We start from the raw sequence: 13,557 nt of genomic DNA, 5'->3' as shown, positions 1-13,557 counted from the left end.
CTGGGAGGCACTCAGGAACATCTGCTGCCTTGAGACAGCCGAATCGCGAGCCGGTGCATATCCAAGTTTTCGAGCTGCCTACCTCCCTTGCCTTGGGCCGGAGTCGAGCTGACGCGCGATTTGTTTTTCAGGGGTCCCTAAATATGTGCTGGCCAATGATCTGATCGCCACGATCGAAAGCGCCGTGGCCAATGGCTCCGCCCAGATCAGCGCCAACCAGGAGCCGACCACGCTCAACCTGGCCAGCAAGCCGGACATGGCCAAACTGATCGGCCACGTGGATGAGCGGCTCCGAGTCATCAACAAACCGGAGTTCACAGGCGACGCCTCCTTCGCCGAGGACTCCTTTCAGACAATCCGGGGATTCATCAAGCCTGGTGTGCCTGAACAGCCGACGCCGAGCCGATGACCAGCGGCTGGCTCAGCCCTCGTGCAGAGCGGAGACCACCAGATCCACGCAGGCCTCTGGCCCCAGTTGCCCGGAATCCACCATCAGGTCGTAGGTGCAGAAGCCATGCACCACCTCCGCCAGACCACGCGCCCGACCAAGGACGCGGTCGCCGCGAGCCCGCTCGCGGGCCTCGAGGATGGCCAGATCACAGGTGATGCCCACGGAGAACACCCGCAGCCCTGCGAAAGCGGCCGTGCAGCTGTCCATCATCCCCTGATCATGCAGGACATGATCGAAAATCACCGCGTTGCCGCCCTCCACCAGCGTTCGCACGACAGGTGCCATGGCCGCGATCAGGCGCCGGAAGACGGGTCCGAACACAGGCCGCATATCCAGGGGCTCTCCCTCAGCGGACACCCGATGCATCTGCACACCCTGGGCGGTGAACGGATCGGAATCGCCCTGCCGGGGCGTGTCTGCCCCTCTGTAATAGCGAGGAGCAGCGAAAAAGAGCAGGTCGTCGAAGCCCAGGCAGAGATAGGGGTGCTCGATCCGCGCCTGCAGCCGGCGACAGAGGGTGGACTTGCCCGCACTGGACGGCCCGTTGACAAGGATGACGTCCGGCCAGTCCACGTCGTGCACCTGATTTCCAGTCTTTCGAGGCTATCCCGCGCGCTCAGCCCTTCAACTTCTCCAGCCTGATCTGGACGGCGGCATTGCGGGCCAGAGCCCTGAGCAGGCCTTGCGCAAGCAAGGGGAACAACAATCCCTGTCGATCAGAGCCCGGCCACCTCGCAACCTGGCGTCACTCTTTTTCACTCTCTGGGCCTGAGGGAGCCGCCATTGCAGAAGCGTGTCGCCCACGCCTGATGCACGTCCTTCGTATCGCCAGTGCTGTTCTCGACGTGCCACTCAACGTGCCACTTCAAGGAGGTGTCATGGCAGGCCTCCCAGAGTTTCGCCTGCCGGGCCATGGGGACCAGTGATGCAGCGATGACGACAGCGCTGATGCTGGTGGCCAACTGAAGAATGATCCCCGCATGAGCCCGGATCATTTCCCGCGGAGACAGTTTCTAGTCGTTGTGGTCGCTCATTTGGGTGGCACGGATTTCCGAAGTAATCCTCAGCCCTTCAGCTGCTCGCTGAGGATGCGGTTGGCGAGCTTCGGATCGGCGCGGCCGCCGCTGCGCTTCATCAGCTGCCCCACGAAGAAGCCCTGCAGTTTGGTCTTGCCGCCGCGGAAGGCCTCCACCTCCGCCGGGTGGGCCGCCAGCAGCTCCCGCACCACCTCGGTGATGGCCGCGGGGTCGCTGATCATGCCCAGGCCTCGCTCCGCCACGATCCCCTTGGCTGAGCCGCCCTGCGCCAGCAGCTCGGGCAGGATCTCCTTGGCGATCTTGCCGCTGATGGTGCCGTCTTCGATCAGGCTCACCAGCTCCGCCAGTTGCTGGGGCTTCAGGGGCAGTTCGGTGATCGAGAGCTTGCTGGCGTTGAGGTGGGCGGCGATGTCGCCGGTGACCCAGTTGGCCACCCCCTTGGCCTCGGCTCCGGCGGCCACGGCGGCTTCGAAGTATTCGGCCATGGCGCGCTCATCGGTGAGCACCCGGGCGTCGTAGATCGAGAGTCCCAACTGTTCGGCATAGCGATGACGCTTGGCCGCGGGCAGCTCGGGCAATTCACCACGCCATCCCTCGCGCCGCTCGGCCGTGACCTCGATCGGGCCCAGATCCGGCTCGGGGAAGTAGCGGTAGTCGCTGCTGCCCTCCTTGCTGCGCATGCTTTTGGTGAGCTGCTTGCTCTCATCCCAGAGACGCGTTTCCTGCCGGATCGGCTCACCGGCTTCGATCGCCTTGATCTGCCGGGCGATCTCATGATCACAGGCCTTCTGGATCGCCGAGAAGGAATTCATGTTCTTGATCTCCACCTTCACGCCGAAAGGTTCATCCGGCCCGCGCCGCACCGAGATATTCACATCGCAGCGCAGCGATCCCTCCTGCATGTTGCCGTCGCTCACGCCCAGATAGCGCATGATCCGGCGGATCTCGGAGGCGTATTCCGCCGCCTCCCGGCCGGTGCGCAGATCGGGCTTGCTCACGATTTCAGCCAGGGCCACTCCGGCGCGGTTGTAATCGACCAGAGAGTGGGTGCTGCCCGCCAGGCGATCACTGCCGGCGTGCACGAGCTTGCCGGCGTCTTCCTCCATGTGCAGCCGCTCGATGCCGATCGTCTTGAGGTAGGTGTCCTTGCCCTTCTCGGCCACCTCCACCTCGATCCAGCCGTTCTCGGCGATCGGCTGGTCGTACTGGGAGATCTGGTAGTTCTTGGGCAGATCGGGATAGAAGTATTGTTTGCGGTCGAACTTGCTGTGCTCGGCCACCTGCAGGTTGAGAGCCAGGGCCGCCTTCACCGCATACTCCAGCACCTTTTCATTCAGCACCGGCAGAGTGCCGGGGAGCCCGAGCACCACGGGATCGATGTGGGTGTTGGGATCGTCGCCGAAGTTGGTGGAGGCGGCGGTGAAGATCTTGCTGGCGGTGCCCAGCTGCACATGGGTTTCCAGGCCGATCACGGCCTCCCATCCGCCCTGTCCGCTCGCCGCTGTCATGACCTGCATCCCACCTGGGCTGATCCTATGCAGCGGGCCTCGCCGAACCGTCGCGGGTTGGGGCGCTCGATGGTTGAAGCTGAACGAAACCCTGCGGACTCCTGAGCCGACCCCATGAGCGTCGAGAACGACCCCGTGCTGATCCTCGGTGGCGGCTTGATCGGCTTGGCGGTGGCCCACCAGCTGGCCAGCCGGGGGGAGCGGGTGCTGGTGCTGAGTCGGCGGCGCAGCGAGGCCGCCGGGTTCGTGGCCGCCGGCATGCTCGCCCCCCATGCCGAGGGGCTGTCGGGCCCGCTGCTGGCACTGGGCCAGGCCAGCCTGGCGCGGATTCCCGCCTGGGTGAGGCGGATCGAAACCGACAGCGGCCTTCGTTGCGGGCTGCGCCCCTGCGGAATCGTGGTGCCCTTCACAGCAGCCGAGCAGCGTGATGCCTACCCGACCGCCTGCTTCGGGCAACCCCTGTCGCGGGCTGATCTGGAGCGGGAAATTCCGGGCATCGGCCAGCGCTGGCGGGCAGGGCTGCTCTTCCCCCAGGATGGGCAGATCGACAACCGCCGCCAGCTGATGCGGTCCCTGGAGCGGGCCTGCGTGGAGCGGGGTGTGGCCTTCGAGGAAGGGGCCGAGGTGCTGGCGCTCTCCCGTCACCGGAGCGGTGCGCTCGAAGCGGTGCGCATCCGTCGCGCCCAGGGGGATGACGCCACCATCCCCAGCCAGCGGGCGGTGCTGGCCTGCGGCGCCTGGAGCGCCCGGCTGATGCACGAGCTGCCGGTGGCACCCATCAAAGGCCAGATGCTCTCCCTGCAGGGGCCCCGAGCGGCTCTGAAGCGGGTGCTGTTCGGTCCCGGCACCTATCTGGTCCCCCGCGAAGACGGTCTGCTGGTGGTGGGGGCCACCAGCGAGCCGGAAGCGGGCTTCGCAGAAGGGCTCACCCCGTTCGGGCAACGCCAGCTGCAGGCCGGCATCGAGGCCCTGCTGCCGGAAGCGGCCAGCTGGCCGCCGATGGAGCGCTGGTGGGGCTTTCGCCCAGGCACGCCTGACCAGGCCCCCCTGCTCGGTGCGAGCCCGATCCCGGGGCTGTGGCTGGCCACGGGGCACTACCGCAACGGCGTGCTGCTGGCGGCGATCACCGCGGAGTTGATCGCGGCGGTGATCCCCCAGGCGGGCGCCCCGGCCGGCTCTTCCCAGACCATCGCGGCTGAAGGGGCATCGCTGCTCAACAACTTCCGCTGGGATCGCTTTCCGGTGGGTGCGGCGGAATCACCCCGCTGACCAGACGAGCCTCCAAGAGCTCATCCAGGCTGCACGTTGGACTCCCGACCACGCAGCCCCTGCAGAGCCAGCACCTCCAGGGGCTCGGGCCAGCCCTTGAGGAGGTGGGCCCCCAGCGGTTCCACCTCCAGCTCCCCCGGCAGCAGCGCCTGCAGGTCGGCACTGATCAGGATCGGGTGCTGGGGATACCGGCGGGTGAGGCCCTCCAGGCGGCTGGCCACATTCACACTGGCCCCCACCACCGTGAACTCGAGCCGCTGGCTGGAGCCGAGGTTGCCAGCGATCACCTCACCCACATGCAGGCCGATGCCATGGCGCAGGGGGGGGCGATTCCTGGCGGCCAGCTCGCGATTGATGCCCTCCAGGCCACGCTGCATCGCCAGGGCAGCGCGCACCGCCGCCCTGGCCTCGAGCCGGTCGCCGCGGCTGCGGGGCACGCCGAACTCCGCCATCACCGAATCGCCGATGAACTTGTCGAGCAGGCCTTGCTCCGCCAGCACCGCCTCGGCCATGACCTCGAAGTAGCGGTTGAGCAGCGCGAACAGCTCCCCGGGATCCAGAACCGCGCTCAGGGGGGTGAACGCGACCAGATCGCTGAACAGCAGCACGCAGCGGCAGCGCTGGCCGCCGGCCCGGTTCCAGAGGGGCCCGGGGTTGCGCAGGATGTCGTTGAGCAGGGTCGGGGAGATCCGGTGGGCCAGCACCTGGTGCAGGTAGGCCCGCTCGCGCAGTTCCTCCCGGGCCTGGGCGGCCATGCGCAGGCCGCCACCGAGCAGGGGGCTCAGCAGCAGGGCCGCCAGGGGCAGGCTGAGCTGGGCCCAGAGCCAGAACCCGTAGGCCACGCCCAGAGCGCTGGCCATCAGCGCGATGGCCGCGGTGGCCGTGCCCAGGGCGGTGGTCGGGCGCGAGAGCACCACCAGAGCGGCAACACCCCAGAGCAGCAGCAGCAGCCCCGAACCCAGCGCCGGAAGCGGCCGCAGCCCATCACCGACGAGCACGTTGCCGACGGCCGTGGCCAGCACCTCGCTGCCGCTCATGGGGCCGTAGGGCGTTTCCTGCTGATCCCCCAGCTCCGGCGTCGTCGCCCCGATCACCACCGTGCGGTCGTTCCAGGTTTCCGGGGGAACCTGCTGGATGCGCCAGGCCGGCAGGGATGGCAGCGTTCCCGCCGGGCCGCGGAAGTTGAGGCCAAGCGGCTCCTCCGTCAGAGCTTCCGGCTGCACCAGGAAGGCCATCGGCAGTGGATGGGGAGGAGCGAATCCCGCCAGCTGCTCGCGCCACCAGCGCCGTCCGGGCACCGCCTCCGCCAGCCCGTCATCGCTCTGCAGCAGGACGGCAAGACCCGCCGGGCCCAGATCCAGCACGGGGCGGCTCAGCTTGATCTGATCCATCCCCTGTCGCCGCTCGAGCTGATACCCGCTGACCAGATGCACCCGCTCCCGCCAGGGAGCCAGCACGGCCTGGGCGGCCGCGTCATCGGCAGGCCCGTAGCGACTGGGCTGGCTGAATTCAATGTTGACCAGCACCCGCGCGGCACCTCCACGCAGGGTGATGGCGGCGAGTTCCGCCTGCAGGGCGCGGGGCCAGGGCCACGGCCCCATCCGCCGCAAGAGCGGCGAGGCCCGACGTTCCTCAGCCGTGAGCAGATCAGCCAGCCCCAGGGACTCGGAGTCGATCGCCAGGAGCAGGGGATTCTCCGGCGCCTCCCTGGGCCCCCGCCAGCGAAAGAACGCCCGGCGAGCCGGGCTGTCGAGACGGGCGAGGGCTCTTCCTGGAGGGGAGTCGCGCCAGACGGGGAGCGCCACGACCAGGGGCAGGGCCAGCGCCAGCCACCAGACGCGGAAGCGCCTCACGGCAGATTGTCGAGCTGACGCTCCAGTTCGGGCAGGGTCTCCATCGGGCTGGAGAAGCCATTGAGCAAGGCACTGGCACGGCGGCGGCGCGCCGCCTCCGCGCGGCTCAGTCGACGCGGCGGACTCCAGGCTCCATCGCTGTACACCACCTCTTCTCCCGTGCTGAGGCTGAAGCGCTGGCCATCACGGGCCTCCACCTGCACCGGTCCTTCCCAGCTGAAAATCCGCAGGAGCTCGGGGCTGGCTTCGAGAAAGACCGTGGTGCCCGAAATCGAAGCGGTGCCGACCCGGGTTCTGATCCGCAGAGGGGCGCCGTCAGGTCTTCCGGGCAGCAACCAGCCGATGATCTGGCCGCGCTTGAGTTCCACGCTGCGGTTCCCGATCAGGGCGAGGGAATCGCCTCCCAGACGGAACCGGCGTCCATCGGGGAAAGCGACCTGCAGCCTGCCGGGTTTGCGGGTGCGCAGCAGGGTGGAGGGCTCAAGCCGCTGGCCCCTGCGCGCGTCTGATTCCTGACCCTGGGGCGGGGTGACGTAGGCCGGCCGGGAGGGGATCTCCACCACCTGCGGCAAGGTAGGCAGGCCGCCACGGGCCTCGACAGGGAGGATCCCGGCGACCGCTGCAAGGCCGCCGAGGGCGAATGGAATCAGAGAGTTGAGACGGGGCATGGCCTCAATGAGAACCTCGCCCAATCGTGGCCGCTCAGTCTTCGCTGCGCCACACCTGATCGGCGGGCGTCCAGTCGCTCAGCTCGGAGGGCTGGAACCAGAGACCGATCTCGAAGACGGCGGTTTCCGGTGCATCGGAGCCGTGGATCACATTGCGGCCGATGTTCACCGCCAGATCACCGCGGATGGTGCCGGGTTCGGCCTCCAGGGGCTTGGTGGCACCGATCAGCTTGCGGGCACTGGCGATCACGCCGTCGCCTTCCCACACCATCGCCACCACCGGACCACTGGTGATGAAGTCGACCAGGCCGGCGAAGAAGGGGCGCTCGCGGTGCACGCCGTAGTGGCTCTCGGCCAGCTCGCGGCTGGGCACCAGTTGCTTGAGCCCCACCAGCTTGAAACCCTTGCGCTCGAAGCGACCGAGGATCTCCCCCACCAGCCCCCGCTGAACCCCATCGGGCTTGATGGCCAGGAAAGTGCGTTCAACGGCCATGACAAGGAAGGACGGCGGATCCGGCCCATCGTCCGCGCCGGCCCCACCCCTTGGCAAGCACCAGCGGCCACCCTCCTTAGATTCCCTGTTGACGCCTCACTCCGGGATCCCTCCGCTCCGCCATGGTTCTCGCCGATCCCACGGCCATGGGGGCCGACCCGACCCGCGGCTCCGCCCCCCCTGCTCCTGCCGGCGATGGCTGGAGCGTGGCCGACAGCAGCCGGCTCTACGGCCTCGACGGCTGGGGTGAGCCCTATTTCTCCGTGAGCGCCCGCGGGCACGTAATGGTGCAGCCGCGGGGGGAGCGGGGTGGCTGCCTGGATCTGGTGGAGCTGGTGCAGGGCCTTCAGGGGCGCGATCTCACCCTGCCGCTGCTGATCCGCTTCGACGACATTCTCGAAGACCGGCTGGAGAGGCTCCATGCCGCCTTTGAGCGGGCCATCGCCCAGTACGGCTACGGCGGCCGCTACCAGGGGGTGTTTCCGGTGAAGTGCAACCAGCAACGCCACGTGGTGGAACAGCTGGTGGAGAGTGGCCGCCAGTGGCATTTCGGCCTGGAGGCCGGCAGCAAGGCGGAACTGCTGATCGCCCTCTCCCTGGTGGACGATCCCGAGGCCCTGCTGATCTGCAACGGCTACAAGGACCAGCGCTACATCGAGACGGCGATCCTGGCCCGTCGGCTCGGCCGCCAGCCGGTGGTGGTGATCGAGCAACCCGATGAGGTGGAGCGGATCATCACCGCCAGTCGGGAGCTGGGGGCCGCCCCCCTGATCGGGGTGCGCGCCAAGCTGGCCAGCCGCAGCACCGGCCGCTGGGGCAGCTCAGTGGGCGAGCGCGCCAAGTTCGGCCTCTCGGTGCCCGATCTGCTGGCCACCGTGGAGGCCCTGCGCCGGGCCGATCTGCTCGGCGAGCTGCGCCTGCTGCACTTCCACGTGGGCAGCCAGATCAACGACATCGCCGTGCTCAAGGACGCCCTGCAGGAAGCAGGCCAGATCTATGTGCAACTGGCGGAGCTCGGGGCGCCGATGGGCTATCTGGATGTGGGCGGTGGCCTCGGCATCGACTACGACGGCAGCCGCACCGCCACGGCCGCTTCCACCAACTACTCCCTGCAGAACTACGCCAACGACGTGGTGGCCACGGTGCGGGAATGCTGCGAGCCGCGCGGGGTGCCGGTGCCCACCCTGGTGAGCGAGAGCGGCCGCGCCATCGTCAGCCACTTCAGTGTGCTCGTCTTCGACGTGCTCGGCACCGCCGGGGTGCCCGGGGAGGAGCCGGCGGGACAGCCGGAGGAACCGCTGATCGTGCGCAACCTGCGCGACACCCTGGCCTCGATCCGGGCCGCTGTGCGGGACACGCCAGGCAACGTTGACCACCTGCAGGAAGGCTGGACTGACGCCATCAAGTTCAAGCAGGACGCCCTCTCCGCCTTCCGGCTGGGCTACCTCAGCCTCACCGAGCGGGGAGCGGCTGAGCAGCTCTACTGGGCCTGCTGCCAGGCGATTGCGGAGCAGCTGGACAGCTGGAGCAACGACACCCCTATTCCCGACGACCTTCGGACCCTGCAGGCCACCCTGGCGGGCACCTACTACGCCAACCTCTCGATCTTCCGCTCCGCTCCCGACACCTGGGCGATCGATCAGCTCTTTCCGGTGATGCCCATCCACCGGCTCGAGGAACGACCCACCCGCCTGGGCAGCTTCGCTGACCTCACCTGCGACTCCGACGGCAAGCTGGCCCGTTTCATCGGCGCCGGCCAGGCCAAGCCGCTGCTGGAACTGCATGAGCCGCGGGCCGGAGAGCCCTACTGGATCGGCCTGTTTCTGGGCGGCGCCTACCAGGAAGTGATGGGCAACCTGCACAACCTGTTCGGCAGCACCAATGCGGTCCATATCCGTCTGGGTGCCAACGGGCGCTACCGGGTCGACCATGTGGTGAGGGGCAACAGCAACGCCCAGGTGCTCGAAGCGATGGAACACGATCCCGATGCCCTGCTGGAGCGCCTGCGGGTGGCCAGCGAAGCGGCCATTCACCGCGGCACCTTGCCGCTGCCCGATGCCGGTCGGCTGATGGCCCATCTGGAGAGCAGTCTGCGCCAGAGCACTTACCTGCAGACCTGAGAGGAGCCAACCATGTGGGGAGATGAGCCGCAGCTGAAGGTGGTACGGGAGCGCATGAAACTGCTGCTGGACATCCACCATGAGGAGCTGGCACCGGTGCGCCGTCTCGTTGCCAGCGGGGAGCTGATCATGCGGCAGGGTGATCCTGCCGAAAGCCTGATGCTGCTCACCAGCGGCAAGGTGGCGATCCAGGTCCGGTTGATCGAACCCGAGCCCCACACCCTCGCCGTGATCGAGGCCGAGGAACTGCTGGGGGAGATGGGCCTGTTCGGCTCAGGTCAGCACTCCGCCGATGTGCGGGTGGTGGAGGGCCCCGCCGAGCTGGTGGAGGTGAGCGTGGATAACTTCCTCAAGACCCTGCTCTTCGATGTGGACCTTGCCATGGAGATGCTGGCGCTGGTGAGCCAGCGCTGCATGCGCAGCAATGAGGTGATTGCCCTGCTGCTCAGCGGCATTGCCGCCGGCGAGAGGGGCGACACGACCCAGCTGAGCCAGCTGGAGAAGGCGATCCAACCCCTGAATTACTGCCTGAGCACAGCGATGGAGCGGCTGGTGACGATCGGCAAAGCGCGCTCGCCCCATCCTTCCTCCCCAGCCCTCAAGCCTTAGCGGGGAAAGGCCTGCAGCAGGGCCCCGGTGGGAATGGGGCCGAAGCTCAGCAGGATCAGCACCCAGATCAGCTTGCAGGCCATGTGCAGGGATTGATCCACCCCCAGCCCGTAGCGGTGGCGGCACTTGCCGTAATCGATCAGGGCATGGAGGCCCCACTCGGCCAGACCAAGCCAGATCACGCCCGTGATCACGCTCACGAAGAAGGCGTGAATCCCGGAATGGGCCAGCAACCACCAGGGCCAGGGGAGGGTGTGATCTTTGCCGGGACACTTCTCCACCGCCATCCGATCACTCTGGAGGCCGAAGTCAGCAACGAAGTGGCCCATGGCCAACAGGGTGAAAAGCCCGAGGCCGACAATGGCCTGGGCACCATCCAATGCCATGGCGGTGATCAGCTATCCCCTCAGCTTGCCGCTTCAAGGGACCGCTCCGCTGGATGCATGGCCACCATCGGCCCCGGAGAACTCACTGGTCAGCGCTCAGCGGGCGCAGAAGCGCACCTTCAGCGCGAGCCGATCCATCGGTGATGGCAACTCGTCGGCCTCGAACGGGGGGGGGGCATCCGCCATCACTCCCCTGGCCAGTATCGGTCGGGATCCCGCTTCGATCTGCACCTCCAGCGGGGTCGGTGTCCCCAGCCCAATCGCCTCGGCCAGCTGCCTGGCCTGGAGCAGGGCATCCCGATAGGCAAGCCGCAGCAACGCAGCGCGGATGGCGGCATCTGCGTTCTCATCGGCCTGGGGTTGCACCGGGTTGAGGCGGACACCGGGCAGCGACCCCACCGAGCGGATCAGCGCCTGCAACCGGGCCGGGGCGAGCACCCCGCTCACCTGCAGGCTGGCCTCCACGGCCGCAGGGCGTTTCGGGCTTGCGGCCCGCCGCCGGGTCGAAGGGGAACTCACCGCCAGCTCCTTCACCTCCAGACGCTGCAGGGCCTGGCGCACATCAGCCAGCCGTCGCTGCAGCTCGCCCAGGGCCCCATCGGAGCTGGCGGCTTCGCCCGAAAGCGCCAGAGACACCCTCAGCAAGGCGATGCTGCGCTTCTGCTCAGCCATGCCCCTGGCTTCAAGCAGCGTCCCATCACAGCGCAGCTGCACCTGCTGGGCTTCCGCTGGCGGAGCGAGCGGAAGCAGCAGCAGGGCCAGGGGCCACAAGACCATGGGGCGACCGGGGCGAACCATGGGCAGACGGTGGCGAAGAACGTAGTGAAGACAGGGTGATGGTCAGAGCGAAAACTGAGGCCCTAGAAGGGCCGCAGGGAGCGGAATGAGCCCATCTTCGCCACCTATCCTGCGCGACAGGCTGTCCAGGCAAGGCCCTGGCCGGACGTTCCCCCTTTGAGCGCTGAACCTCAGGATGTCATTGCTGGAGGTATGGGTCTCAGCCATCGTCGTGATGGTTCTGCTGTTGCCGCTGCAGATCCTGGTCCGGCGACTTCGACTGCCGAAGCTGCCCATCCAGCTGGCGACCCTGTCGATTCTGAGCTGGGCGCTGGTGCGCAGCCTGCCGCTGATCCTCCTGCCCGTCCATTACCGGACCTGGATCTCCACCATCGACGAATTGATGTTCAGCTATCTGGGCATCCGCATGGCCCTCTGGGGATTCCTGGAGCTACCCGCCGCCCTGGGCCTGAGAAAGGAACCGGCGCAGATTCTGCTGCAGTTGTTGATGCTGGGAGGCGGCACCGTGGCCACGGTGATCCTCGTGCAGGAGCAGGCCCGCTTCAACCTGGTCAGCCTGGTCACCACCTCGGCCGTGCTCACCGCCATGGTGGGCCTGGCGGCCCAGGAACCTCTCAAGGATCTTTTCGCGGGTCTGGAGCTCCAGTTCGATGATGTCTTCACCGTGGGTGATTTCCTCGACCTTGGTGATGGGACCATGGGGGTGGTGGTGTCGATCAACTGGCGCGACACCTGCCTGAAGGACATCACCGGCTCGCTGGTGGTTGTTCCCAACACCCAGGTCACCGAGGTGGTGGTGCGCAACCACGTGGCCTTTGGCGTGATGGGCAACCGTTTCGATATCGGCCTCGACTACAGCCTCCCCCCCTCCAGGGCCCGTCAGTTCCTGCTGGATGTGCTGGACAAGCATCCCCGGGTGCTCGACGATCCCCCTCCGGCGGTGAGGGTGCAGGCCTTTGCCGACAGCGCCATCACCTACGACATCCTGGCCTTCCAGAGGCCAGGAAACCAGAGCGATCTGCTCGACCTGCGCAGTGAACTGCTCGAGCAGATCTGGTTCACCCTCGAGCGGGCCGGCCAGAGCGTTCCCTATCCGGTGCGTGAACTGCGGCCGAAGCGCAGCATCCTCGATGCCGGACATCCCGAGCAGCGCGGCATGGAGCATCGGCGCAGCCTGCTCAGCCGCAACCCCCTGTTCGGCGACCTCAGTGAAGAGGAGATGTTCCAACTGGCCACGGCCACCCGCTGCCTGCGATTCGCCCCTGGAGAGGTGGTGGTGCGGGAAGGGAACCCCGGCGACTCCCTCTTCCAGGTGGTTCAGGGTGTGGTCGAGGTGCTCAAGAGCCAGGAGGAGGCCGAGCCGTTCCAGGTGGCCTGCCTCAGGCACGGGGATGTCTTCGGCGAGATGTCGATGCTCACCGACAGCCGCCGCAGCGCCACGGTGCGGGCCCTGGAGGAATGCCTGCTGCTGGAGGTGTCACGGCCCAGCCTGGGACCCCTTCTGCTGAACAACCCTCCCCTGATGGACCGGCTGGCCCACCTGGTGAGCAAACGCCGGGGTGAACTGGAGGGGATGGAGCGCGAGAAGGTGAAGGCCCATGAGAATCAGTTGCTCAGGCGCATGAAGCAACTGTTCGAGAACCTCACCCTCTGAGGCCGGCCTCAGCCGCTGTAGCAGCGGGAGAAGGCCTCCTGAGTCGCTGAGCTTTTGGGCAACTGGGACTGACCCGAAGTATGCCGCCCCAGCAGTGCCTGGTATTGGCTGCTGCTCATCTTGCCCTGACTGACGAATTCACCATCAGCTGTGAAGCGGGCCACTTCACAGCTGCAGACGTAGGTGGTGTTCCCGGATGGATCACCCGCCGCCACGGCTCCAGAGCCTGAGGAGGTGGAGTCCTGGTTCTCCTCGTAGCCGTCTTCAGGGCCCACATAGCCCTGACCTTCCAGCACCACGAAGTCGTACAGGCCGTCGTCAGCTCGGGTGAGCACGTAGGTGGTGCCCTTCACGCCCAGCACCTTGGAGCCGAGGCAGGCCTTCTGGGGACCACTCACCAGCACGGCACCCCTGCTCAGGCGAAAGCAGCTGTTGCCGAGAGTGATCACGCTGGAGCGGCCCATGAAGCCCGTGGCGCGGCCATCGAAGAGGAGCTCGGCCCTGCTCTTGCCGGTGCGCACCTGCTGCCCGGAGCGGGCCACCTGGTTGACCCGGGCGGCCTTTCCATTGATGTAAACCTCGCGACCATCCACCAACCTCTTGATGGTGGCCTGCTGAAACGCTGCGGCATGAAGCGGAGAAGCGGGAGCCATCAGCACGGCCTGCAGCAGGCCAACCTGAAGGAGTCCAGCAAACGTTGCACCAACGCGG

13 protein-coding genes are annotated in these 13,557 nt (G+C 67.1%); 5 read left to right on the top strand and 8 right to left on the bottom strand.

The genetic code is table 11. The features are described 5' to 3' along the window. Positions 1–145: 145 nt before the first annotated feature. Complete coding sequence (locus KQ297_RS11235) at positions 146–409, top strand: hypothetical protein (protein ID WP_259739494.1); 264 nt, start codon at positions 146–148, stop codon at positions 407–409. 12 nt (positions 410–421) lie between these two features. On the opposite strand, the gene KQ297_RS11230 is transcribed toward KQ297_RS11235, so the two are convergent. Then, the gene (locus tag KQ297_RS11230) at positions 422–1,024 is read right to left on the bottom strand and encodes a chloramphenicol phosphotransferase CPT family protein (RefSeq protein ID WP_259739493.1); all 603 of its coding nucleotides are present in this window, start codon (positions 1,022–1,024) and stop codon (positions 422–424) included. A 490-nt stretch (positions 1,025–1,514) separates the two neighbouring features. Then, on the bottom strand, positions 1,515–2,996 hold the full coding sequence (gatB, locus tag KQ297_RS11225) for an Asp-tRNA(Asn)/Glu-tRNA(Gln) amidotransferase subunit GatB (RefSeq protein ID WP_259739492.1): 1,482 nt from the start codon (positions 2,994–2,996) through the stop codon (positions 1,515–1,517). A gap of 114 nt (positions 2,997–3,110) precedes the next feature. On the opposite strand from gatB, the gene KQ297_RS11220 reads away from it, so the two are divergent. After that, positions 3,111–4,265 carry an FAD-dependent oxidoreductase gene (locus KQ297_RS11220; RefSeq protein WP_259739491.1) on the top strand — a complete coding sequence of 385 codons (1,155 nt, stop codon included), beginning with the start codon at positions 3,111–3,113 and terminating at the stop codon, positions 4,263–4,265. Positions 4,266–4,285: 20 nt separating this feature from the next. Here the strand turns inward: KQ297_RS11220 and KQ297_RS11215 are convergent, their stop codons facing one another. The 3 genes from KQ297_RS11215 to ndk are packed head-to-tail and all read right to left on the bottom strand — an operon-like array spanning position 4,286 to position 7,279. Then, a complete protein-coding gene (locus KQ297_RS11215; protein WP_259739490.1) occupies positions 4,286–6,118 on the bottom strand; it encodes an adenylate/guanylate cyclase domain-containing protein in 1,833 nt (610 codons plus the stop codon). Beyond that, entirely contained in the window at positions 6,115–6,786 is a 672-nt protein-coding gene (locus KQ297_RS11210) for a FecR family protein (RefSeq protein ID WP_259739489.1), read from the bottom strand. Before KQ297_RS11210 ends, KQ297_RS11215 begins: the two co-directional genes overlap by 4 nt. Before the next feature lie 34 nt (positions 6,787–6,820). Further along, complete coding sequence (ndk, locus tag KQ297_RS11205; RefSeq protein ID WP_185464287.1) at positions 6,821–7,279, bottom strand: nucleoside-diphosphate kinase; 459 nt, start codon at positions 7,277–7,279, stop codon at positions 6,821–6,823. 146 nt (positions 7,280–7,425) lie between these two features. On the opposite strand from ndk, the gene speA reads away from it, so the two are divergent. Further along, positions 7,426–9,399 carry a biosynthetic arginine decarboxylase gene (gene speA, locus KQ297_RS11200; protein WP_259739495.1) on the top strand — a complete coding sequence of 658 codons (1,974 nt, stop codon included), beginning with the start codon at positions 7,426–7,428 and terminating at the stop codon, positions 9,397–9,399. A 54-nt stretch (positions 9,400–9,453) separates the two neighbouring features. Beyond that, positions 9,454–10,008, top strand: a complete 555-nt coding sequence (locus KQ297_RS11195; RefSeq protein WP_259739488.1) for a Crp/Fnr family transcriptional regulator — start codon at positions 9,454–9,456, stop codon at positions 10,006–10,008. On the opposite strand, the gene KQ297_RS11190 is transcribed toward KQ297_RS11195, so the two are convergent. Both KQ297_RS11190 and KQ297_RS11185 read right to left on the bottom strand, forming a co-directional pair. Then, a complete protein-coding gene (locus KQ297_RS11190) occupies positions 10,005–10,394 on the bottom strand; it encodes a DUF3307 domain-containing protein (protein ID WP_185464289.1) in 390 nt (129 codons plus the stop codon). The genes KQ297_RS11195 and KQ297_RS11190 overlap by 4 nt on opposite strands. Before the next feature lie 96 nt (positions 10,395–10,490). Continuing rightward, on the bottom strand, positions 10,491–11,171 hold the full coding sequence (locus tag KQ297_RS11185; RefSeq protein ID WP_259739487.1) for an SIMPL domain-containing protein: 681 nt from the start codon (positions 11,169–11,171) through the stop codon (positions 10,491–10,493). A 196-nt stretch (positions 11,172–11,367) separates the two neighbouring features. Between KQ297_RS11185 and KQ297_RS11180 the strand changes: the two genes are divergently transcribed. Then, a complete protein-coding gene (locus KQ297_RS11180) occupies positions 11,368–12,846 on the top strand; it encodes a mechanosensitive ion channel family protein (RefSeq protein WP_259739486.1) in 1,479 nt (492 codons plus the stop codon). 8 nt (positions 12,847–12,854) lie between these two features. Here KQ297_RS11180 and KQ297_RS11175 read toward each other — a convergent pair whose 3' ends face one another. Further along, a complete protein-coding gene (locus tag KQ297_RS11175) occupies positions 12,855–13,499 on the bottom strand; it encodes a hypothetical protein (RefSeq protein ID WP_259739485.1) in 645 nt (214 codons plus the stop codon). Positions 13,500–13,557: the final 58 nt, after the last annotated feature.

Origin of the sequence: Synechococcus sp. CS-205 (assembly GCF_025128255.1) — a bacterium.
Lineage (GTDB): Bacteria > Cyanobacteriota > Cyanobacteriia > PCC-6307 > Cyanobiaceae > Regnicoccus_A.
The sequence above is the reverse complement of the archived record's forward strand: the minus strand, read 5'-3'. Positions and strand labels throughout refer to the sequence as shown.

Excerpts from the sequence above, each read along its gene's own strand:
- gatB (WP_259739492.1), bottom strand. The coding sequence starts at position 2,996 with ATGACAGCGGCGAGCGGACAGGGCGGATGGGAGGCCGTGATCGGCCTG.
- KQ297_RS11220 (WP_259739491.1), top strand. The coding sequence starts at position 3,111 with ATGAGCGTCGAGAACGACCCCGTGCTGATCCTCGGTGGCGGCTTGATC.
- KQ297_RS11210 (WP_259739489.1), bottom strand. The coding sequence starts at position 6,786 with ATGCCCCGTCTCAACTCTCTGATTCCATTCGCCCTCGGCGGCCTTGCA.
- ndk (WP_185464287.1), bottom strand. The coding sequence starts at position 7,279 with ATGGCCGTTGAACGCACTTTCCTGGCCATCAAGCCCGATGGGGTTCAG.
- speA (WP_259739495.1), top strand. The coding sequence starts at position 7,426 with ATGGGGGCCGACCCGACCCGCGGCTCCGCCCCCCCTGCTCCTGCCGGC.
- KQ297_RS11195 (WP_259739488.1), top strand. The coding sequence starts at position 9,454 with ATGAAACTGCTGCTGGACATCCACCATGAGGAGCTGGCACCGGTGCGC.
- KQ297_RS11190 (WP_185464289.1), bottom strand. The coding sequence starts at position 10,394 with ATGGCATTGGATGGTGCCCAGGCCATTGTCGGCCTCGGGCTTTTCACC.
- KQ297_RS11185 (WP_259739487.1), bottom strand. The coding sequence starts at position 11,171 with ATGGTCTTGTGGCCCCTGGCCCTGCTGCTGCTTCCGCTCGCTCCGCCA.
- KQ297_RS11180 (WP_259739486.1), top strand. The coding sequence starts at position 11,368 with ATGTCATTGCTGGAGGTATGGGTCTCAGCCATCGTCGTGATGGTTCTG.
- KQ297_RS11175 (WP_259739485.1), bottom strand. The coding sequence starts at position 13,499 with ATGGCTCCCGCTTCTCCGCTTCATGCCGCAGCGTTTCAGCAGGCCACC.